The sequence below is a fragment of the Sphingomonas sp. BRN-1R genome (assembly GCF_057748035.1).
The window spans coordinates 2,148,246-2,168,404 of sequence record NZ_CM173236.1; the positions used below are offsets into that span (position 1 = coordinate 2,148,246).

General features: G+C 68.2%; 12 protein-coding genes. 8 read left to right on the forward strand and 4 right to left on the reverse strand.

The features are described from left to right. The first annotated feature begins 44 nt into the window (after nucleotides 1-44). From AC3ANX_RS09940 to AC3ANX_RS09965, 6 genes are all read left to right on the forward strand, one after another. Entirely contained in the window at nucleotides 45-1,073 is a 1,029-nt protein-coding gene (locus AC3ANX_RS09940; protein WP_488336834.1) for a four-carbon acid sugar kinase family protein, read from the forward strand. Then, the gene (locus AC3ANX_RS09945) at nucleotides 1,070-2,422 is read left to right on the forward strand and encodes an Nramp family divalent metal transporter (protein WP_488336835.1); all 1,353 of its coding nucleotides are present in this window, start codon (nucleotides 1,070-1,072) and stop codon (nucleotides 2,420-2,422) included. Before AC3ANX_RS09940 ends, AC3ANX_RS09945 begins: the two co-directional genes overlap by 4 nt. Then, on the forward strand, nucleotides 2,419-4,392 hold the full coding sequence (locus AC3ANX_RS09950; protein WP_488336836.1) for an MGH1-like glycoside hydrolase domain-containing protein: 1,974 nt from the start codon (nucleotides 2,419-2,421) through the stop codon (nucleotides 4,390-4,392). Before AC3ANX_RS09945 ends, AC3ANX_RS09950 begins: the two co-directional genes overlap by 4 nt. Next, on the forward strand, nucleotides 4,392-6,002 hold the full coding sequence (locus AC3ANX_RS09955; RefSeq protein WP_488336837.1) for a rhamnogalacturonidase: 1,611 nt from the start codon (nucleotides 4,392-4,394) through the stop codon (nucleotides 6,000-6,002). The genes AC3ANX_RS09950 and AC3ANX_RS09955 overlap by 1 nt, the downstream gene beginning before the upstream one ends. A gap of 49 nt (nucleotides 6,003-6,051) precedes the next feature. Beyond that, nucleotides 6,052-6,780, forward strand: a complete 729-nt coding sequence (locus AC3ANX_RS09960) for a FadR/GntR family transcriptional regulator (protein ID WP_488336838.1) — start codon at nucleotides 6,052-6,054, stop codon at nucleotides 6,778-6,780. Between the two features lie 226 nt (nucleotides 6,781-7,006). Then, nucleotides 7,007-8,590, forward strand: a complete 1,584-nt coding sequence (locus AC3ANX_RS09965; RefSeq protein WP_488336839.1) for a DUF5060 domain-containing protein — start codon at nucleotides 7,007-7,009, stop codon at nucleotides 8,588-8,590. Nucleotides 8,591-8,769: 179 nt separating this feature from the next. Here the strand turns inward: AC3ANX_RS09965 and AC3ANX_RS09970 are convergent, their stop codons facing one another. The 3 genes from AC3ANX_RS09970 to AC3ANX_RS09980 are packed head-to-tail and all read right to left on the reverse strand — an operon-like array spanning nucleotide 8,770 to nucleotide 12,121. Next, nucleotides 8,770-9,726, reverse strand: coding sequence for a pectinesterase family protein (locus AC3ANX_RS09970; RefSeq protein WP_488336840.1), 957 nt, complete (start codon nucleotides 9,724-9,726; stop codon nucleotides 8,770-8,772). Further along, entirely contained in the window at nucleotides 9,723-11,120 is a 1,398-nt protein-coding gene (locus AC3ANX_RS09975) for a glycoside hydrolase family 28 protein (RefSeq protein WP_488336923.1), read from the reverse strand. Before AC3ANX_RS09975 ends, AC3ANX_RS09970 begins: the two co-directional genes overlap by 4 nt. After that, nucleotides 11,120-12,121: a pectinesterase family protein gene (locus AC3ANX_RS09980; RefSeq protein WP_488336841.1), complete on the reverse strand. Its 1,002-nt coding sequence runs from the start codon at nucleotides 12,119-12,121 to the stop codon at nucleotides 11,120-11,122. Before AC3ANX_RS09980 ends, AC3ANX_RS09975 begins: the two co-directional genes overlap by 1 nt. 327 nt (nucleotides 12,122-12,448) lie before the next feature. On the opposite strand from AC3ANX_RS09980, the gene AC3ANX_RS09985 reads away from it, so the two are divergent. Together AC3ANX_RS09985 and AC3ANX_RS09990 are read left to right on the forward strand one after the other, a co-directional pair. Beyond that, nucleotides 12,449-15,508, forward strand: a complete 3,060-nt coding sequence (locus AC3ANX_RS09985; protein ID WP_488336842.1) for a TonB-dependent receptor domain-containing protein — start codon at nucleotides 12,449-12,451, stop codon at nucleotides 15,506-15,508. Nucleotides 15,509-15,522: 14 nt separating this feature from the next. Next, nucleotides 15,523-16,554, forward strand: a complete 1,032-nt coding sequence (locus AC3ANX_RS09990) for a glycoside hydrolase family 43 protein (protein ID WP_488336843.1) — start codon at nucleotides 15,523-15,525, stop codon at nucleotides 16,552-16,554. 12 nt (nucleotides 16,555-16,566) lie between these two features. Here the strand turns inward: AC3ANX_RS09990 and AC3ANX_RS09995 are convergent, their stop codons facing one another. After that, nucleotides 16,567-20,079 (reverse strand): malectin domain-containing carbohydrate-binding protein, encoded by a 3,513-nt coding sequence (locus AC3ANX_RS09995; RefSeq protein ID WP_488336844.1) that lies wholly within the window; start codon nucleotides 20,077-20,079, stop codon nucleotides 16,567-16,569. Nucleotides 20,080-20,159: the final 80 nt, after the last annotated feature.

A 20,159-nucleotide genomic window follows, 5' to 3' on the forward strand; every position in this document is an offset into this window, starting at 1 on the left:
GCGTGCAACGCCGGCAAGCGCCGCATTCAGGAGAGGAACGGGGTTTGGCGACAAGGATCGTGCTGCTCGCCGACGATCTGACGGGCGCGCTCGACAGCGCCACGCCCTTCGTCGCGCGGGGGCTGAGCGTGCGCGTTGCGATCGGCAGCGCCGGAGTGGCTGCCGCCGCAACGGACGATCCCGACGTGCTGGTGGTGGACACGCAGAGCCGCGACCTCCCTGCTGCCGACGCAGCCGCGCGCGTCGTCGAAAGCTGGGCGGCGCTGGCGGAGCATACCCCGCACATCGTCATGAAGAAGGTCGACAGCCGCCTGAAAGGGCACGTCGCCGTCGAGACCGCCGCGCTGATGGCGGCGTCCGGTCGCACGCGGGCGGCGCTGTGTCCGGCCATCCCCGATCAGGCACGGATCGTTCGAGCCGGGCACGTACAGGGTCGCGGGGTCGATAGCCCCATCGATATCGCCGCGCGGTTCGCAGGCCTTGCGCCTGTCGAAATCCACGACGTCGCCACCGCCGACGAACTGGAGACGGTCGCGCGCGGACTGATCGCGCAAGGCGCCGACGTGCTGATGGTGGGCGCACGCGGGCTCGCCGCCGCCATTGCCGCGCAGTTCGGCGCCGAACGGGCGCAACAGGCCCCATCCCTCGCGCTGCCGATCGTGTTGGCGATCGGATCGCGCGATCCGATTACCGCCGTACAGATCGATGCGCTAAGCGCCGGGGGATTGCTCACCGGGCCGGTCGTGCTGGTCCGCGCCGAGGCGGATGACACCGGCGAGCCGCCCGCCTCTGTCGCGGCGCGGCTCGCCGCCCGCGTGGCCGCGCAGGTGAAAGCGGTCGGTGCGCGCACGATCCTGGCGGTGGGCGGCGATACCGCCGCCGCGGTTCTGCGCGCGCTCGACGCCGACGTGCTGCTGCCCTCGCACGAGTGCGCGCCCGGCGTGCCGGTAGCAGCGATCGCGGGGCGGGCGGGCCTCACGCTCGCGACCAAGTCAGGCGGCTTCGGCGCGCCCGACACGCTTGCCGCAATCGTGCGCGAAGCACACGCCGCCGCGCGGCAGGTCGCGGCATGAGCGGGCTCACCGATGCCGCGCAGGAACCCGTAGCCGCCGATCTGCCGCAGGGCCTGCCGATCGCGCTGCGCGGACGCGTCGCCGGGCTCGGCCCCGGCCTCGTCCTCGCCATGACCTTCCTCGGCACGGGCGATCTCATCAGTTCGAGCATTTCCGGCGCGAACTACGGCTATGCGCTGATGTGGACGCTGATCGTGGCGCTCGGCGCGCGCTATTGCATGATCTCCGCCATTGCCAAGTACAAGCTCCAGAACCGATTCGGCGACCGTTCGCTGATGGCCGGCTATGCACGCGTGTGGCGCGGCTTTCCGCTGTTCTTCGCGGTGACGATGCTGGTGTATGGCATAATCGTCCAGTCCGCCTTCCTGCGCGCGGGCACGGTCGGGCTGTTTGAACTCGCCGGGCGGCGCGGCGGCGAATGGGGGCATTTCTTCTGGGGCGTGCCGGTGGTGATCGCCACCGCGCTCGCGCTGACACGCGGCAACGCCTTCCGCTTCCTCGAATGGAGCGCGCGCGTCGCCTCGGTCGTGATCCTCGGTTCGTTCGTCTATGCCCTGGTGCGGATCGGCCATGTCGACTGGCCGGCGCTGGTGAAGGGCCTCACCTTCGCGGTGCCGCACAACAACGGGCCGTTCGACGCGCTGTTCATCGCGGTCGCGACGATCGGCACGATCGGCGGATCGGCCGCCAACCTGCTCTACCCGTATTTCATGGCGGAGCGCGGCTGGGACGGGCCGCAGCACCGCGCGGTGCAAAAGTTCGATCTCGCATCGGGCATGGTGCCGCTGCTCCTCATCAACCTGCTGATCTGGATCGTCGCGGCCGAGACGATCCGCGGCACCGGCGTGACCGTGTCGAACGAAGCGGGGCTGGCGCGGATGATGCGCATGGCGGTCGGGCCGGTCGGGCCGACATTGCTGTGGCTCGCCTTCGGGCTGAAGGCGTTCACCAGCTTCCCCGCGCAGGCGCACGGCTTCGCGCGGATGATGTTCGACGGGCTGCACCTCGGCACGCGGCGCGGCGCGGGTTACGCCAAACTCGCCGACGATCCGTGGTTCAACCGCGTCATGATCGCCTGCTTCATCGTCGTGCCGCTGGTCATCACCTTGCCCGGTGCGCCCGATCTGGTACGGATCAGCGTGTTCGGCACCAGCGTCATCACCGCGATCACGCTGCCGCCGATCCTGCTCGGCATCCTGGTGCTGACGTCGAGCCGGCGCTTCATGCTCGACGGGCACGTCAATCGCTGGTGGCAGACCGCGATCCTGCTCGTCATCGCCGCGATCGGCTTGTGGTCGCTGTACGCGATCCTCGCCAATCTGGCCGGCGCGATCGCGAAGGCGGCATGAGCGACACCGGCTATGCCCGCCGCGCTGTGCTGAAGGCGCTGGGTGCGAGCGCGATCCTCCCGGCCGTGGCGGCGACAGCGCGCAGCGACTGGGATGGACTCGCGCACCTGCTCGGCGATGCCGACGAGAGCGCGTGGATCAGGGCGAACGTGCCGTTCTTCGACTGCCCCGACGGAGGCATTCGCGAGATCTATTACTTTCGCTGGCGCAGCTTCCGCCGTAGCCTGAAACGGTCGCAAGATGGCTGGGTGGTGTGGGAGTTCCCGTATCATGTGCCCTGGGCGGGGCGGCACAACACGATCGTCGATGCCGCCGCGCACCACATCCTTGAAGGGCGCTGGCTGCGCGACCCGCAGCCGATGCGCGATTACCTCCGCTTCTGGCTGACCAACCCGAATGCGCCGCTACGCGGCTTCAGTTGCTGGATCGCCACCGCCGCGCTCGGGCTGCACCGCGTCCACCCGGACGGGGCGTTCGCGGCGGCGATGCTCCAACCGCTCGTCCACAATTACCACGCGTGGGAGGATGTGTTCCGCACGCCATCGGGCCTCTACACGCAAATGGCGGTCAACGACGGCATGGAGGAGGCGGCGAGCGGGCCACAGGGCCTGCGTCCGACGCTCAACAGCTATCAATATGGCGACGCCCGCGCCATCGCCGCGTTCGCGCGCGGGTTCGGCATGACGACGCTCGCCGATGCCTATGATGCGCGCGCGGCCGCGCTGAAGACACTGGTCGAGACGCGGCTGTGGAACCCGGCGACCGGTTTCTTCGACACGATCCGCCACGATACCGGCGCGCTGTCGAGGACGCGCGAGCTGGTCGGCTATCTGCCCTGGTACTTCGATCTGCCCGACGCGCGCTTCGCCTCCGCGTGGGGCCAGCTCGCCGATCCGCAGGGGTTTCGCGCGCCGTTCGGGCCGACCACGCTGGAGCGGCGCAACGCAGGCTTCGAACTGACCGACGATGATTCGCGCTGGAACGGATCGTCCTGGCCCTATGCGACCAGCCAGACGCTCGTCGCGCTCGCCAACCTGATCGCGCGCGGCGACCCCGCGCCAGTCGACCGCACGACCTGGCTCGATCTGCTCGGCACCTATACGCGCAGCCAATATCGCATGGTGGGCGGCCACCGCGAGCCGTGGATCGGCGAGAGCCTGCAACCGCTCACCGGTCGCTGGACGAGCGAGACGCGTGGCTACAACCACTCGACCTACGCCGACCTGATCATCACCGGGCTGTGCGGGCTGCGCCCGCGCGACGATGCGACGATCGAGATCGACCCTATGCTGCCGGCGGGCGCGTGGGACCATTTCGCACTGCGCGGCGTGCGGTATCGCGGGCACGACGTGGCGATCGTGTGGGATCGCACCGGCGCACGCCACGGGCATGGCGCGGGGCTGACGGTGCTGGTCGATGGACGCGTTGCCGCGCGGCGGGCGACGCTGGGGCGGCTGACCGCGCCGCTGACCGAAGCGGCAGCGCATGGGGTCGCGCCCGCGATCGAGGACGCGATCGGCCCCGGTCGCGTGACCAAGCCCACCGTGACGGCCTCGTTCTGGAAAGCCCAATCGCCCGTCGCGGTGATCGGTAGCGACAGCGATGCCGATGCCTTGTGGGACTATTACGGCTCGGGCCTCGCCACCGACTGGTTGCAGGTGACGCTGCCCGCACCGGTGCGGATCGGCGCGATCGCCTGGGATTGCTACGAGGACGAGGTGCGCCACAAGCCGCCGCTGCGCGCGGCGGTGGTGTATTGGGACGGCCATGGCTGGCAGCCGGTCGCCGAGGCGGAGGCGACACCCGCCGTCCCCGCCGCCGGGCTCAACCGCATCCGTTTCCATCCGGTCGACACCGACCGCTTCCGCCTGCTCGTCGACAGCCGCAAGCCGGGGCGCCACGGCGTCGGCGGCGGCATCACCGCTATCCGCTGGACGAGTGCCGCCGAACCTCAAGGAGCCGACACCTGATGGACACCGCCACGCCGATCGACCGACGGCAACTGCTCGGCGCCACCGCCGCGATGGCCACGCTGGCCCTGCCGCATGCCGCCGATGCCGCCGTCCTTGCCGGCGTGTTCGAGGACGTGCGCCACTATGGCGCGAAAGGCGACGGCAAGACGATCGACAGCGGCGCGATCAATCGCGCGATCGCCGCGGCGGCGAAGCGGGGCGGCGGCACCGTGGTCGTGCCACCGGGCAAATATCTGTGCTTCTCGATCCGGCTGGTCGACAATATCACGTTGATGCTCACCGCCGGCGCAACCTTGATCGCCGCCAACCCGGATGCGGACGGCGCGCACTACGACGCGCCCGAAAACTATCTGGAGGAGCAGTTCCAGGATTTCGGCATCACCCACGTCCACAACAGCCTGATCTACGCCGATGGCGCGAGCAACATCGGTATCGTCGGGCCGGGCATGATCCACGGCCTCGGGCTCGATCGCGCCGGCACCGGCGAGCGCTGGCACGCACGGCCCAACTTCCAGTCCGCCGCCGCGCTCGGCATCACCCCGCGCGAGCTTGCGTTGCGCGATCCCGAGGAGGCGCGCGAGGTCGGGCGCGCCAACAAGGCGATCGGGCTGGTGCGGTGCCGCAACGTGCATGTCGCGGACGTGACGATCCTGCTCGGCGGCCATTTCGCGCTGATGGCGCATGGGTGCAGCTCAATGCGGATCGACGGCCTGATGATCGACACCGATCGCGACGGCATCGACATCGACTGCTGCCGCGACGTGCGCGTGCTCAACTGCACGGTCAATTCGCCCAAGGACGATGCGATCGTGCTCAAGAGCAGCTATGCGCTCGGCCGCGCGGTGCTGTGCGAGGACATCGAGGTCGCCAACTGCCGCACGAGCGGCTTCCTGACCGGATCGGTGCTCGACGGCACCTATCGCCCGACCGATTACGGCTCCGGCCCGTTCGGCCGCATCAAGCTCGGCACCGAAACCAACGGCGGCTACCGCAACATCCGCATCGCCGACTGTATCTGTACGACCAGCCGTGGCATCCTCGTCGGCATCGTCGATGGCGGCACGCTGGAGGATGTATCGATCTCCGGCATCATCTTGCGCGATCCGGTCAACCATCCGCTGTTCGTCCACCACGGCGCGCGGTTGCGCGCGCCCGCCGGCACCGGCGTGGGCGCGGTGCGGCGGGTGCGGTTTGACAATATCGTCGCCTCGGGCGTCGACCCGCGCTACCCGTGCGGGATCGAGGGGCTGGCGGAGGCGCCGAGCGAGGACATCAGCTTCTCCGGCATCGAGATCACCTCGCGCGGTGGCGGCACTGCCGAAGATGCCGCGCGCGTGCCCGAATATCGCCGCGAGACCAGCCTCGAGGTCAAGTATCTGGGCACCCTGCCCGCCTTCGGCTTTTACGCGCGCAACGCCCGCCGCGTGACCTTGCGCGACGTGGCGTTCCGCACCGACACGCCCGACGCGCGACCCGCCATTTCGCTGACCAACGTGGCCGGCGCGATCCTCGACGGCATCGCCTCGCCCGCGTCGCGTGCGGAGACGGTGCGGGCGAAGGATTGCAGCGGCATCGCGCTCGGCACGACCACCACGCTGGCCCGATAGGACGCGCGCTTTGCAGCTTCCCGAGAACACGGCTACGCCGGGCGACGCCATGACGCCGCCCCTGCTCGAAGACTTCCCGCGCATCGGCCGCCGCCCGCGTTTCGCCGAGGCGGTGGTGGAGGATCTGGTGCGCGCGATCGTGACCGAAGCCTATCCGGCCGGCAGCGCGCTCCCGCCGGAGGCGGCGCTTGGCCGGACCTATCAGGTCAGCCGCACCGTCATCCGTGAAGCGACCGTCGCGGTTGCGCAGAAGGGGCTGGTCGTCTCCCAACAGGGGCGCGGCACGATCGTGCGCGAGGCGGATGCGTGGGACATGCTCGATCCTTTGGTGCTCGCCAACCTGTTCGAGCGCGCCGATGGCCTCGCCTTCCTCGACAATCTCTGTGAAATCCGCGCGCTGCTGGAAAGCGCCATGGCCGCCAAGGCCGCCGCGCGTCGTACGCCGGAGGCGCTCGCCGCGCTTGCCGCACAGCTCGCCAAGCTCGATGCGCTTGCCGGAACGCCGGCGGAATACGGGCGTGAGGACGTCGTGCTGCACGATCTCATCATGCGCATGTCGGGCGACCGGCTGAGCAAGGCGGTGATCGACGGACTCCAGAACGAGGCGCTGCGCTCGCACGGCTATAGCGGCACGCCCGACGTGGCGCATGTCCGGGAAACGCATGCCGCGCACCGCGCCGTCTGCGCGGCGATCGTTGCGGGCGACGGCGATGCGGCGGCGCAGGCGATGCGCGCGCACATCGAGGAAAGCTGGGCGAGGCGCCGTCCCCACCGATAAAAAAATGGCGCGGGCCACGTGCCCGCGCCGGAGGGGGAGGAGGGTACTCAGCACGCCGGACGCTGCCGGAGCGCGACGTGCTGCCGCTACCGATCACGCCAATCGCATGATGACCGCGTGACAAGGTGGTACGACACCATTACAAGTCTGTCAACTTCTGTTAGGTTGATAATCGGTGATAGGGCGCGCTGCCGCAGCGCCCGGGCAGCTACTTAGGAGACCCCTTATGATCCCTTCGCGTCGTCACATTCTGCAAGGTGTCGTAGCAGCCGGTGCGGCAGCGGGCGCGACCGCCGCCCGGGCACGGGACGGCGGTATCACCCCGGTCGAGCGCTGGGGCGTGCTCGAACTGAGCTTCGCCGGTCCCGATCAGGGCAACCCGATCGACGATATCCGCCTCGCCGCGACTTTCACCAATGACGACGCCAGCGTGACCGTGCCCGGCTTCTACGACGGCGACGGCACCTACCGCATCCGCTTCAGTCCCGCCGTGCTCGGCATCTGGCGGTGGGAGACGGCGAGCAATGTCGAACCGCTAGACGGCAAGCGCGGCTCGTGCCGCTGCACCCTGCCCTCCCTCGGCAACCACGGCCCGGTGCGCGTCAGCGCCGACGGCTATCACTTCACCTATGCGGACGGGACGCCCTATCGGCAGGTCGGCACCACCGCCTATTCCTGGGCGCTGCAAACGCCTGAGCGCTGCGAGCAGACGCTGGCGACGCTCAAGGCCGCACCGTTCAACAAGATCCGCATGCTCATCTTCCCCAACGTGCCCTCTGCGGCGGGCGATCCGTTCGTCGCCACCGGCACTGGCCCGACGGACTGGGATCCGACCCGCCCCGACCCGGCGTACTTCCGCCGCTACGAAGGCTGGATCAAACGGCTGCTCGACCTCGGCATCCAGGCGGACGTGATCCTGTTCCACCCCTATGCCAAGGTGCGCGGCTTCTCCGACATGAAGCGCGCCGACGACGAGCGCTACATCCGCTACGTCGCCGCGCGGTTTGGCGCGTATCGGAACGTCTGGTGGTCGATGGCCAACGAATATGATGGCGTGAAGACCAAGACGATGGCCGACTGGGACCACAATTTCCAGGTGTTGCAAGCCGCCGATCCGCACGACCGGCTGCGCTCGATCCACCAGATCAACATCTATTACGATCATCGCAAACCGTGGATCACCCACGCCAGCATCCAGAACGGCAGCGCGGTGCTCGACGATGCGCGCGCCCAGCCGCACCGCAACTTCGCGCAGAAGGCGGTGATCTTCGACGAGGTGCTGTACGAGGGCAATTCGGAACGCCGCTGGGGTCAGTTGAAGGGCGAGGAACTGGTCGAGCGGTTCTGGTGGGGCACGATCGCGGGCACCTATGTCGGGCATAGCGAGACCTATTCATCGCCCGGCAAGACAGACGGATCGTGGCTCGGGCAAGGCGGCAAGCTGGTCGGCACGAGCTGGCCGCGCCTCGCCTTCCTGCGCACGATCCTCGACAGCGCGCCCGCGCCGGGCATCGAGCCGATCGAGACGTGGTACGAATATCACCTCGGCGGCAAGCCGTTCGAATATTACCTCCGCTATTTCGGCGAGGCCGCGCCGTCCGAATGGCCGGTGGTGCTGCCCGGCCGCGACGACGATCCGCACAACAGCTACCGCGCCGAGCTGATCGACACCTGGAACATGACGATCACGCCGGTGGACGGCCTGTTCAAGATGGCGCAGCGCGACAAATATACCCACCACGCTCCCGACCGCCCGACCATCGCCATGCCGGGCCGGCCGTGGATGGCGATCCGGCTGGTGCGGGTTTAAAAGGGATCGACAATGCGGCTTCCCACGTCACCCCGGACTTGTTCAGGGGGCCACTCAGCCGCACGCGCAGTGGTTGAGCCTCTATCCTTGTCGGATGCCGAGAGGTGGACCCCGGAACAAGTCCGGGGTGACGGTCGGGTGGACGGAGGTCGAACCCGCAGTCTTGAATGTCGATATGCTTAGTCGATCCAGCCCGTGTCGCCCTTGAAGAAGGCGGCGAGAGACCACTGCGCCGCCTCGGCATCGCTCAGGATGCGCGCGTGCGGTTCGCGCGTCGCGTCCGACGCGCCGGGTCCGCGCGAGCGATATTCGGTGAAGGCGGCGGTAAGCAACGTCTTCGAGCGATCGGGATACCATTCGCGCCAGCCGGCGGGGTCAAGCGGGGCGTCGATCTGCGTGTCGAGCCACACCACTTGCGCATAGGGCCGCCATGCCCGGCCAAAATAGATGCCGCGCGCGGCCGGGTCCGCCGTCAACCGGCAATGGTCGAACACGAAGGCGCTGTCGTCGTCGGGGCGGGCGCGGCTCTGCGCTGTGTAGAAGACGTTGTTGCGGGCGAGGCCATGCAACTCGCAGCCTTGGAAATACGCTTTGGCGTTGCCGAACACGAAATCCACATGTCCCTCGACATAGCAATCTTCGAACACGACGCGCGTCTGCTGGTTCTGCGGGTGGACGAGGTAGAGCGTATCCTGCGTGCCGAGCACGCGCACGCGGCGGAACACCGCGCGATCCCCCGACACCGCGAGCGCCACCGCCTGCGCGCTCTTGTGCGCGGGGTCGCGCGCCCAGTCGTTCGCGAAGGTGACGTTCTCGGCGCGGAAGCCGTCGGCGGCGACATAGGTGCTCGGCGTCTGGTAGGTGTTGCCGACGTTGATCGAACTGTCACCATAGACCAGCACCACATCGTCGGGCCGCTTGCCGGTGCCGACCAGCCGGACGTTGGGCTTGGTGATCCAGAGTTTCTCGCGGTAGGTGCCCGGCGCGATGCGGATCTCTCCGCCGAACGCGGGCAGCGCCTCGATCGCCGCGCCGATTGTGCGCAGGCTCCCGTGCGGCGAGACGGTCACGGTTTTCGCCTCGGCCAGCGCCGGCCAGCACAACAGCAGGCACAAAGCGCCGATCAGCCGGATCACGCCGCATCCCCCGGCTGCCACGGCCGGCCGTTGATTGTCACGCGCTCGGCCGTCACGTCGGCATCGGCGAGGCGATTGCCATGGCGCACGCCGTCGAAGCGGCAGTCGACGATGCGGATCGCATCGACCCGCAGCGCACTCGTCCCCTGCACGTCAAGCGCGTAGAGGCTGCCCGCGCTGCGCACGTTACGCATCGTCACCCCGCCCATCCGGCGCGGCGGGAACGCGCCGCCCTCGTCGTTACCGTAGCGCAGGCTGATCTCCAGCACGCCTTCGCCCACGCTGTCGACATCGACGTCGCGGAACAGCACGTTCTCGATATAGCCGCCGCGTTGCGCATTGCTCTTGAGCCGCAGCGCGCGCAGCAGGTTCGATCCGCCCATCCGGCAATCGCGCACATAGATGTTGCGGATGCCGCCCGAGGCTTCGCTGCCCAGCGACACGCCGCCATGCCCGTCGCGCATCCGGCAGTTGCGCACGATGATGTCCTCGCTCGGCACGTTGATGCGGCGGCCGTCGTAATCCCGCCCGCTCTTGATCGCGATGCAATCGTCGCCGGTGGTGAAGTCGCAGCGTTCGATCAGCACGTCGCGGCACGACTCGGGATCGCAACCGTCGCTGTTGGGGCCGAGCGAGTTGAGCGTCACCCCGCGCACGGTGACGTTCCGGCACAGCACCGGATGCAGCAGCCACATCGGCGAGTTGACCACCGTCACGCCCTCGATCAGCACGTTGCGGCAGCGATAAGGTTGGACGAAGCTCGGCCGCAGATACGCGCCCGGCCCCATCCACCGCTCCGCAACGGGCGCACCGGCGGTGGCGAGGGCGGTCAGCCGCTGTTGCGCGGCGCGGTGGCCGGCGGCGACCTCGGGCGTCGCGTTCTTCGCCCAGCCCCACCAGTTCGCCTGGCTCGCCTGCCCGTCGAGCGTGCCCGCGCCGGTGATCGCGACATCCTCCGCGTCGAGCGCGTAGATCAGTGGCGCGTAGTTCATGCACTCGACGCCCTCGAAGCGGGTCAGCACCATCGGCAGATAGTCCGAAGGGTCGGTGGAAAAGCGCAGGGTCGCACCCGCTTCGAGATGCAGTTCGACCCGACTGCCGAGCCGGATCGCGGCGGTCGGCCAGACCCCCGTCGGCACCAGCACACGCCCGCCGCCGGCCGCGATGCACGCCGCGATCGCAGCACGGATCGCAGCGGTGGTGCGCGACTGACTCGCCGCATCCGCGCCGTAGCGCCGGATGTCGAACACGCGCGCCGGAAAACGTGGCGGCCGGATGCGCGCGAGGATGCGCTCGGCAGGTGCCCAGTCGTCGGCCGGAGGCGCAGCGCGAGCCGCGGTCAGCGCGGTTCCGGCGGCCGCGCCCAGCAGCAGCGCGCGGCGGTCGATCGTCATCACGAGGCATCTCCCAATCGTGTCCAGCCGGTATCCCCGGCGAAGAAGCTGTCGAGCGTGTATTTGCCCGCCTCCGCTTCACTCAGTGTCCGCAAGCGCGAGGCCGTCGGCGCGCCGTGCGTGAACTGCGTGCGATACTCGGCATAGGTGGCGGTGGTGCCATCATGCGTCAGCCCGGGCTTCCACTCGCGCCACCCGCCGGCCGCGAGCGGCGTGTCGACGCGGCTGTCGATCAGCACGACGCGCGCATAAGGCCGCCACGGCCGGCCGAGATACACGCCGCCCGGCGCCGTCCCCGCTGTGAAGGTGCAATGCGTGAACACGAAGCCGTCGCGCTCGGCGGGGACGTTGCGGCTCTGCGCGGTGAACATCACGGTGCTGTGGTCGACGCCGTGGATCGTGCAGCCATCGAAATAGCTCTGACCGTTGCCGAAGATGAAATCGACATGGCCCTCGACATAGCAGTCGCGAAACATCTGCCGCGTGACCTGTCCGGGCGGGTGGGCGAGGTAGAGCGTATCCTGCCGGCCGAGGATGCGCACCCGTTCTGCCACCGCGCGGTCGCCCGAGATTGCCAGCGCGACCGCCTGCGACGCGCCCTGTTTGGCGATGCTGCCCCAATCGTTCGCGATGGTGAGGTTTTGCGCCTGAAAATCGTCGCCCGCCGCGTGAAGCGTCGCGGAGGCGTAGATCGATCCGCTGGTGGCGGCGCTTTCCCCCGCGACGACGGTGACATCCTCGGGCCGCGCGCCCTGACCGATCAGCCGAACGTGCGGCTTGCCGATCCGCACCTGCCCACGATAGCGGCCGGGCGCGATCAGGATCGTGCCGCCGCGCGCGGGCAGCGCGTCCACCGCGGCCTGCACGGTGCGATACGCGCCCGGCGCATGCGGAGACACGCGTAGCGGCCCTGCGGATGCTGGGCGCGCGAGCGCTGCGAAGGCCAGCATGACAAGCGCGATCAGCCAGACGCGAGTCGCCGACGAAATGCTGTGCGCCATGTCCCTGTCCTCCCGCTCCGAACGGTCGCCCACCATCGCATCTTAGTCAAGCAAGACCTTACAAATATTCCAGATTGTTCACTCAGCGGATGACTCGCAATCTGCGCAAGAGAGACGGTGCAGCCATCATGAGAAGAACGCCGCCGCTAAGACACCGCGAACTCAACCATACCTTAAAGCACTGAAATACGCAGGATATTGCTCTTGCGAAACAGCGATCGGTGCAGCAACTCTCCCGCATGCAGCGACTGCCGTTTGACAACATTCTATTACAAGTTTACCGGTGAGGCACAAGGCGTTCCAGCGTCAGTACCGGGAGGAGAGAGCATGCGAAAGTGCCCCACATATCTGATGACCACGGCCGGCCTCGCGATCGCGATGAGCCAGGCTGCGGCCGCTCACGCGCAGGGCGCGCCAGCCCCCGCGCCACAACAAAGCGACGCGACGCCGCCGGCCACGCTCGATCGACAGTCGCCGCCGGTCAGCAGCCCGGCCGGCACCGCCGCCGCGCAGGACGTGATCGTCACCGGCAGCCGCCTCGCGAACCCCAGCCTCGTCTCGCCCAGCCCGCTTCAGGTGATCGACCAGCAGGCGATCAAGCGCGAGGCGTTCATCAACATCCAGGATGCGATCCAGCTCAACCCGGCGTTCGGCAACCCCGGCAACAGCCGCACCACTTCGAACGGCAGCCGCACCGGCACCGGCCTCTCCACGATCGGCCTGCGCAACGCGGGGCCCAATCTGACGCTGGTGCTGATCGACGGGCGGCGCGCGGTGCCGGGCGCGCCGGGATCGAGCGCGGTCGACGTCGGCTTCATCCCGACCGGGTTCGTCGACCGGGTCGAGGTGCTGACCGGCGGCGCGTCGGCGGTCTATGGTTCGGACGCGATCGCCGGCGTCGTCAACTTCATCTACAAGAAACATTACGACGGTATTCAGGCGAACGCGCAGGCCGGCCTGTCCGAACGCGGCGACGATGCCGAATATCAGGCCGACATCACCTTCGGCCGCAACTTCGCCGACAACAAGGGCAACATCCTCGTCTATGCGGGATGGTCGAAGCAGGAGGCCGTATCGGCGGCGAACCGCGACTATACGGCGGCGGGCTACACCAGCCTCGGCACCGTGCAGCGCACCGCGACGCGCAGCGACGCCAACGTCGCCGCTGCGCAGAACCTGTTCGTGGGCGTCGGCATCTATGGCAACGTGACGCCTTCCGGCCTGTTCACGGCGGGCGGCAAGAATTATACGGTCAACGCGGACGGCACCGGCCGCCTGCTCAACACCGCGACCGACATCTACAACGGCGCGCCGTTCGGCGCCCTCGCCTCCCCGCTCGATCGCTATACGTTCGCGTCGCGCCTGAACTATCAGGTGCTCGACCATATGAACGTGTTCGTGCAGGGCACCTACGGCCGCACCAAGACGACCGCCTACCTCAACCCGCTTGGACTGACGACGTCGGGCGGGCTCGGCACGTTCCCGGGCACCAAGGGCTTCTACAACATCGAATCGTTCGTCACCTCGCCCGCCGGGGTGACGACCAAGGTACGCAATCCGCTCGTCCCCGACGTGATCTTCAACGCCGCCACCGACACTACCGGCGACGGGCTGAAGGACATCAGCGTCAGCCGGCGCATGAACGAATACGGCCCGGTCCGCTCCGAAGCGGACCGCGACCAGTTCCAGTTCACCATCGGCGCCGAAGGCACGATCGGCGACAGCCCGTGGAAGTATGACGGCTTCTATTCGTATGGCGTGACGACCGCGTCGCAGATCACGCACGGGGTGGTCAACGAATACAACATGGCCTTCGCGCTCGACGTGGTGCCCGACCTGTTCGACGTGAACAACAACGGCAATCGCACCGAGGCGATCTGCGCCAATGTGCAGGCGCGCGCTGCCGGCTGCGTTCCCGCCAACATCTACGGCGCCAACACTCTTAGCCCGGCGGCGACCGCCTATACCAGCGCGAATGTGGTGCGCAGCGCGCGACAGACGCTTGAGAATGCCGGCGTCAACCTGTCGGGGCCGCTGTTTCCTTTGCCGGGCGGCTCGGTCCAGCTCGCGGTGGGTGCGGAATATCGGCGCGAAGCAAGCCGGGAGTCGTTCGATCCGCTCGCCAATGCCGGGCGCAACGGATACGCGCAGCAGGTCGATACCGGGGGCAGCTTCACCGTCAAGGAAGCCTATGCCGAGTTGCAGTTGCCGATCCTTTCGAAGGTCCGCTTCTTCGACAACCTGACGGTGCGCGGCGCAGTGCGTGCGTCGGATTACTCGTCGCTCAGCAGGACGTTCTTCGCCTACAACGGCGCGGTCGAATGGGCGCCGATCCGCGACATTCGCTTCCGCGGCACCTATGCGCATGCCACGCGCGCGCCCAACATCAGCGAACTGTACCGCCCTGCCACGACCACGATCGACAGCGTGACCGATCCCTGCAAGGGCATCACCCTCACCAGCAGCGGTCGCGCGAGTGAGATCTGCCGCCGCGACCCGACCATCGTCGCCAACATCAACGCGCATAACGGCGTGTTCACGCTCAACAACCAGGATCAGGCGGGCGTCACGACGTTCACCGCGCCAAATCCCAACCTGCGCGAGCAAAGCGCCAGCACCTATACGTTAGGCGCGGTCATCAACCCCGTCTCTATCCATGCGCTGCGCAATCTCACCATCGCGGGCGATTACTACAAGCTGCTGATCGACAACGGCATCGGCGGTCAGAACATCTCCACTGCCGCCGATCTCTGTTACAATCAGGACCAGCAATATTTTTGCGGGCTGATCCAGCGCCGCACCTCCGATACCGGCGTGTACAGCACCGGATCGATCGAATTCTATTCGAGCCAGCTCACCAACAACGATAGCGAGCGGCTGGTGGAGGGCCTCGACTTCACGCTGTCGTACCTGACGAGCCTGCGTGCGCTTGGTCTTCCGGGCAGCCTCAGCTTCTCGGTCAGCTACAGCCACTTGCTGCGCAGCTACAGCCGGGCGACCGCGACCGCGACGCGGCGGAATTTGAAGGGCGAACTCGGCACCGCATCCGATCCCGCCACGGTGAGCGTCAGCTACGACGACAACCATTTCGGCCTGACGCTGACCGGTCAGTATCAGTCGCCGTACTTCTTCGACCAGCCGTTCCGCGCGCAATATCTGCTCGCCGACGGCACGCCGGTCGACAAGGATTACTTCCGCATCCCGCCCTATATCTACACCAACGCGCAGGTCCGCTTCAAAGTGAACAGCGTGTACCAGATGTTCGTCGGCGTGAAGAACCTGACCGACACGCGCCCGCCCGCGCTGTGGAGCGGCCTGCCCGGCACCGGCTATGTCTATGACCAGATCGGGCGCCGCTTCTACGCCGGCGTGCGGATGAACTTCTGACGGGAGCGGGGAGCATGATCCCGCGGTTGCCGGGCGGGCGGCAACCGCGCCTGCATCGCGGCGGTGGCGTTACGGGGCAACATCTCAACCGGCGCGAAGTGCTTTGCGCGCTGGGTCTTGGGGCGGTTGCCAATGCGCCGCCCCCGCGCGTGGCTGAACCGCGCGGGCCGTGGCTGTTCGCCTATTTTCGGGCCGATGCGCAGGCGAGCGACGCGGCGGGGCTGCACCTTGCCACCAGCATCGACGGAACACAGTTCGATGTCGTCGCAGGCGGCCGCAGCGTGTTGCGCCCCGAAGCGGGCACCGAGCGCCTGTTGCGCGACCCCTGCCTGTTCCGAGGGCCTAGCCGACACGACCCGTTCCACCTCGTTTGGACGACCGGCTGGCAGGACACCACGCTCGGCCATGCCACCTCGCACGATCTGGTCCACTGGTCGCCGCAGCAAGCCGTTCCGGTGATGGCGGCGTTTCCGGCTGCACGGAACGTCTGGGCGCCGGAGGGCATCTGGGATGCGGCGACGCGCAGCTTCGTCCTGTTCTGGTCGAGCACGGTGCCCGGCATGTTCCCGCAAGCGAAAGCCAGCTCGGTGCGCGGGATGGACAACCGCATCTTCTGTACCACCACGCGCGATTTCGTCGCGTTCTCGCCGACGCGGGTGCTGTTCGATCCCGGCTTCACGGTGATCGACGCGACCTTCCTGCGCGCGGCGGACGGCGCGCTCTACCTGATCGTCAAGGACGAGCGGCTCGATCCGTTGCGCAAGACCATCCGCATCGCACGCGCGGCCTCGCCGCTCGGCCCGTTCGGCCCGCTATCTGCTCCGGTGACGGAGCCGTGGACCGAAGGCCCGACCGCGACCCGGATCGGCGACCGCTACCGCCTCTATTACGATGCCTATCGCACCAGGCAGTTCAACGCGGTCGAGTCGAGCGATCTCGTCCACTGGACGCCGGTCGCGGGCCTGCGCATGCCGCCGGGGGCACGGCATGGCACGGTGTTGCCGATCGACCGGCGGCTGTTCGAGCGGTTGCGCGCGCTACCCTAGCGACCGCTCGCATCAGTCGACGCGAGCCGAGTCGATGGCGAGATCGTTCGCAGCGGCCACGTCGAGGTGCAGCGTGTATGCGCCGGCGTTGATCATCCCCGACGTTTCTACGGCGACCTCCTGCCAACCCTCACCGGGCGCGAATGCGACCGGCATGCGCGCTGCCACCAGCCCGCTCGCGTCGGTGATCCGCAACTCACCACTGGCCGCGTCGTTCGCCCAATAGCGCAGCCGGAAACGGTGTTGCCCGGCCACATCGGTCTGCAAGGGCCAGTCGAGCCCCGCCGCGCCGCTACCGAACTGGACATAGCCCTGCCCACCATAGCCCTTCAGCCGCGTCGCCACCGTGCCGCCGGTCGGCTTGCCCGCCTCGGCTTCCTTGAGCCCCTTGTCGCGCGCGAAGCTGAACTGGCCGGGCGCATAAGGCGACAGCAAGGCGCGGCGGATCAGCGCCGGCACCCCCGCCGGCAGGTCGATATCCGCGCCCGCCCCGATCTTGCGCGAGGCGAAATGGACCTCGCGAAGGCCGTCCGCACCGACCAGAGCGGCCGAGAGCCTGGTATCGCTCCAACCGTCCGGTGCCGTCCGCCCCGGCGCAAGCGCCAGATAGGCGACGGCGGGACGTTTGGCGCGAACGGTCGGCGCGCCATCCGCCGGCAGCACCGCATCGCTGTCGAGCAGCTCGTGCGGCAGATGCGTCCAGCGTGATCCCGCGCTGGCGAACGCCTCGTCGCCATTATCGACATACTGCCGCACGCCTGCGCCTTTCACGACGACCACGTCGGTTTCATTCGCCGGCTCCGGCGGCGCGGCGGCGACGGGTCGCTCGGCGGCGATCGCGATCGCGGTGACGATCGCCTGCCCCGCGTCGGTGTGCGGGAAGCCGATTTCCATCTGCCCGCCCCGCGCCTCGACGGTGACGACCTTCTTCAGCGCGGTGTCGAAGCCGGCCTCCTTGAAGATATCCAGGTCGCGGATCACCGTGCGCCCATCGACTGCGACGTCGAAGCGGCGCCAGCCGGGCGCGTCGATGCCGGCCCGGCCGTACCACGGCTCGACGAAATAGAGTTCGACACGGTAGCGCCCGGGCGGCACCGCGAACCGGTAGCGGAGCGCCTCGCGCCCGTAGCGAAAGGTCTGGAACAGAGCGGGCGTGTCGGTGCCGGCGATCGCGTCGAAGGTCTTGCGCCGACTGCCGAGCGCCGGATCGAGTTCGGGGTAAGCGTCCGCCCAACTCGTCCAGCCCCACGCGCCCCCCTTCATCCAGTGCCGGTCGCCCGCCCAGCGCTGACCCGCCGCATCGACCAGCGCGGTGCCGCCGGCGTTGACCCGGTAGAGATAGGTCAGCCCCGGCATACCGCGCGTCACGGCGGGTTGGCCGGCGCCATCGGCCTGCGCGCCGGGCGCGGGCGGTAGCAGCGGCAGCCGCACCAGATCGCTCGCCTTCACCGCGCCCGCGCCGTCGAGGCACGTCGCGCTCAGCACACCGTAGCGCACCGGCACGCCATCCCAGCGGAAGCGCTGCTCGGCATCGCGCGTCTTGCGGCCGAGCGAGATGTGCCTCGCGGCATCGTTGAACAGCTCCACCGCATCGCAGTTGGAATAGACCTCGATGCCCGATCGCACGCCCGGCTCCGACCAGCGGTCCGGCCAGGTATGCGAGACGATATACACCATCGGCGCCCCCCGCATCGGCACCTGCCGCGCGCGGAACATGTAATAGACGTCGAGCGGTTCGCCCCACAGCGTCATCAGCCCCTTGTTATTGGCCGGGCCGACATGGTCGAGTTCGCGCACGCCGTCCCAAATCTGCGTGCCGTCCTGCCGCATCGGTCGGCCGGGGTTCTCGTGCGTGGCGAGCAGCCAGTGGAACTGCCCGACGCTGCGATCCGCCACGCTGTCGGCAAGCCGCGCCTTCTTCTGCATCAGCGCGGCCATCTGCTCCTCGGAGAAAGCGTGTGCGTCATACGGCGGCTCGGCGTGGAGTTCGAGGCTGCGCCAGGCGCCATATTCGCCGACCATACCCTGCTTCGTAACTTCGTCCGCATAACGATCGGGGTTGCCGCCATAAGTGCCCGACCAGTTCTGCGGCACGTTCCAGTCCGCACCGTCGCCGCCGTTGCAGGTCGTCACCAGCCGCTGCACCGATGCTGTCGGATCGAGAGCGCGGATCACCGCCACCATCTCTTGCGCGAAATCCTTCGGCAAGCGGCTCTCATTTTGGAGTCCCCACAGGAACACCGCCGGATTGTTGCGTCGTTCGCGCACCCAATCGGCCATCAGCGCCTTGAAGTTGGCGCGGTAGCCAGTCGTGTCGAACCAGAGATGCGCGCTGAACTGCGGCCACCACAGCAGCCCGTCGCGCGCGATCGTGTCGCCATACGCGAGGTTGTGCGGGTAATGCGCGTCGCGAAAGGCGTTGAAGCCCGCCGCCCGCACCTGTTCGACGCGCGCGGCAATCTGCGCGGGCGAGAAACTGTGCGATCCGCCGAGCAGATGTTCGTATTCACCGATGCCGCGCACGATGAACGGCGCACCATTGAGGTACAGCCGGCGCGCACCGGTCGCATCGGCGCGGATCTCGACGGTGCGGATGCCGTAGGGCGTGCTCGTCTCGTCGACGGTTCGTCCCGCCTCGACCAGCCGCGCGCGCAGCGTGTAGAGCGTCGGCGCGGACGGCGACCACAGATGTGGGCGCAGGATCGCCGGCAACGGCCGATCGATCTGCTGCGTCGCGCCCGGTGCGAGCGTCTGCTCGGCGCGCTGCTCGGCCACCACGCGCCCGCTCGGGTCGAGCATTTGCCCGATCAACGTGAACCGCCGTGCGCGGGTCGATCGGTTCTCGATCTCGGTGCGCATGGTCAGCCGCGCGTGCTGCGCGTCGATATCGGCGAGTGCGCCCCAGGCGTACAGGCCGAACGGCTGAACGCGCAGCGCCGACGTGCGCTCGACATGCACCGGGCGGAAGATGCCGAACGGCTGGGACCCCTCGCAACAGCCGCCGTCCGCCTGATCGTCGCCCGACACCCAGGGCAGATCCTGAATGCCGGCGGGATTGTCGACACGCACCGCCAGCACATTGTCGCCGCCGCGCGCCGCTCCGGTCACGTCGAGCGTGAAGCTGGTCAGCCCGCCGCCATGCCGCCCGACCGGGCGGCCGTTGAGCCACACGCTGGCATAGCTGTTGACGCCTTCGAACCGGAGCTGGATGCGCTCGTCGGGTTTTGCCGGCGTGAGCGCGAGGTGCGTGCGATACCAGGCGACGCCATGCCGCGCGCCGCGCACCACCTGCCGGTCATAGGCGTAGCCCTGCCAGTTGTGCGGGACGGTGACGCTCTGCCAGCGGCTGTCGTCGGCGTCGATCCGCTGGAACGGAGCATCGGCGGCCGCAGCCTTGCCGGCCGCATCGGCTTCGAACAGGATCGACCGCCACGTCTGTGCGACGATCATGTCCTGTCGTGCCGCCGCCTGCGCGCCGGGCGACAGGAGCGATGCGGCCAACATGCCGATCAGGGCCGCGAGCACGCGTACTGTGTGACGATCGAGTCGCTGCCTCATAACCCTCTTGCCCGCGCAAACGCGCTGATCTGAAATTTCTTCTGTTG

Bases quoted from the DNA above. Each gene is read 5' to 3' on its own strand.
- AC3ANX_RS09945 (WP_488336835.1), top strand. From the start codon at position 1,070: ATGAGCGGGCTCACCGATGCCGCGCAGGAACCCGTAGCCGCCGATCTG.
- AC3ANX_RS09950 (WP_488336836.1), top strand. From the start codon at position 2,419: ATGAGCGACACCGGCTATGCCCGCCGCGCTGTGCTGAAGGCGCTGGGT.
- AC3ANX_RS09955 (WP_488336837.1), top strand. From the start codon at position 4,392: ATGGACACCGCCACGCCGATCGACCGACGGCAACTGCTCGGCGCCACC.
- AC3ANX_RS09960 (WP_488336838.1), top strand. From the start codon at position 6,052: ATGACGCCGCCCCTGCTCGAAGACTTCCCGCGCATCGGCCGCCGCCCG.
- AC3ANX_RS09965 (WP_488336839.1), top strand. From the start codon at position 7,007: ATGATCCCTTCGCGTCGTCACATTCTGCAAGGTGTCGTAGCAGCCGGT.
- AC3ANX_RS09975 (WP_488336923.1), bottom strand. From the start codon at position 11,120: ATGACGATCGACCGCCGCGCGCTGCTGCTGGGCGCGGCCGCCGGAACC.
- AC3ANX_RS09980 (WP_488336841.1), bottom strand. From the start codon at position 12,121: ATGGCGCACAGCATTTCGTCGGCGACTCGCGTCTGGCTGATCGCGCTT.
- AC3ANX_RS09985 (WP_488336842.1), top strand. From the start codon at position 12,449: ATGCGAAAGTGCCCCACATATCTGATGACCACGGCCGGCCTCGCGATC.
- AC3ANX_RS09990 (WP_488336843.1), top strand. From the start codon at position 15,523: ATGATCCCGCGGTTGCCGGGCGGGCGGCAACCGCGCCTGCATCGCGGC.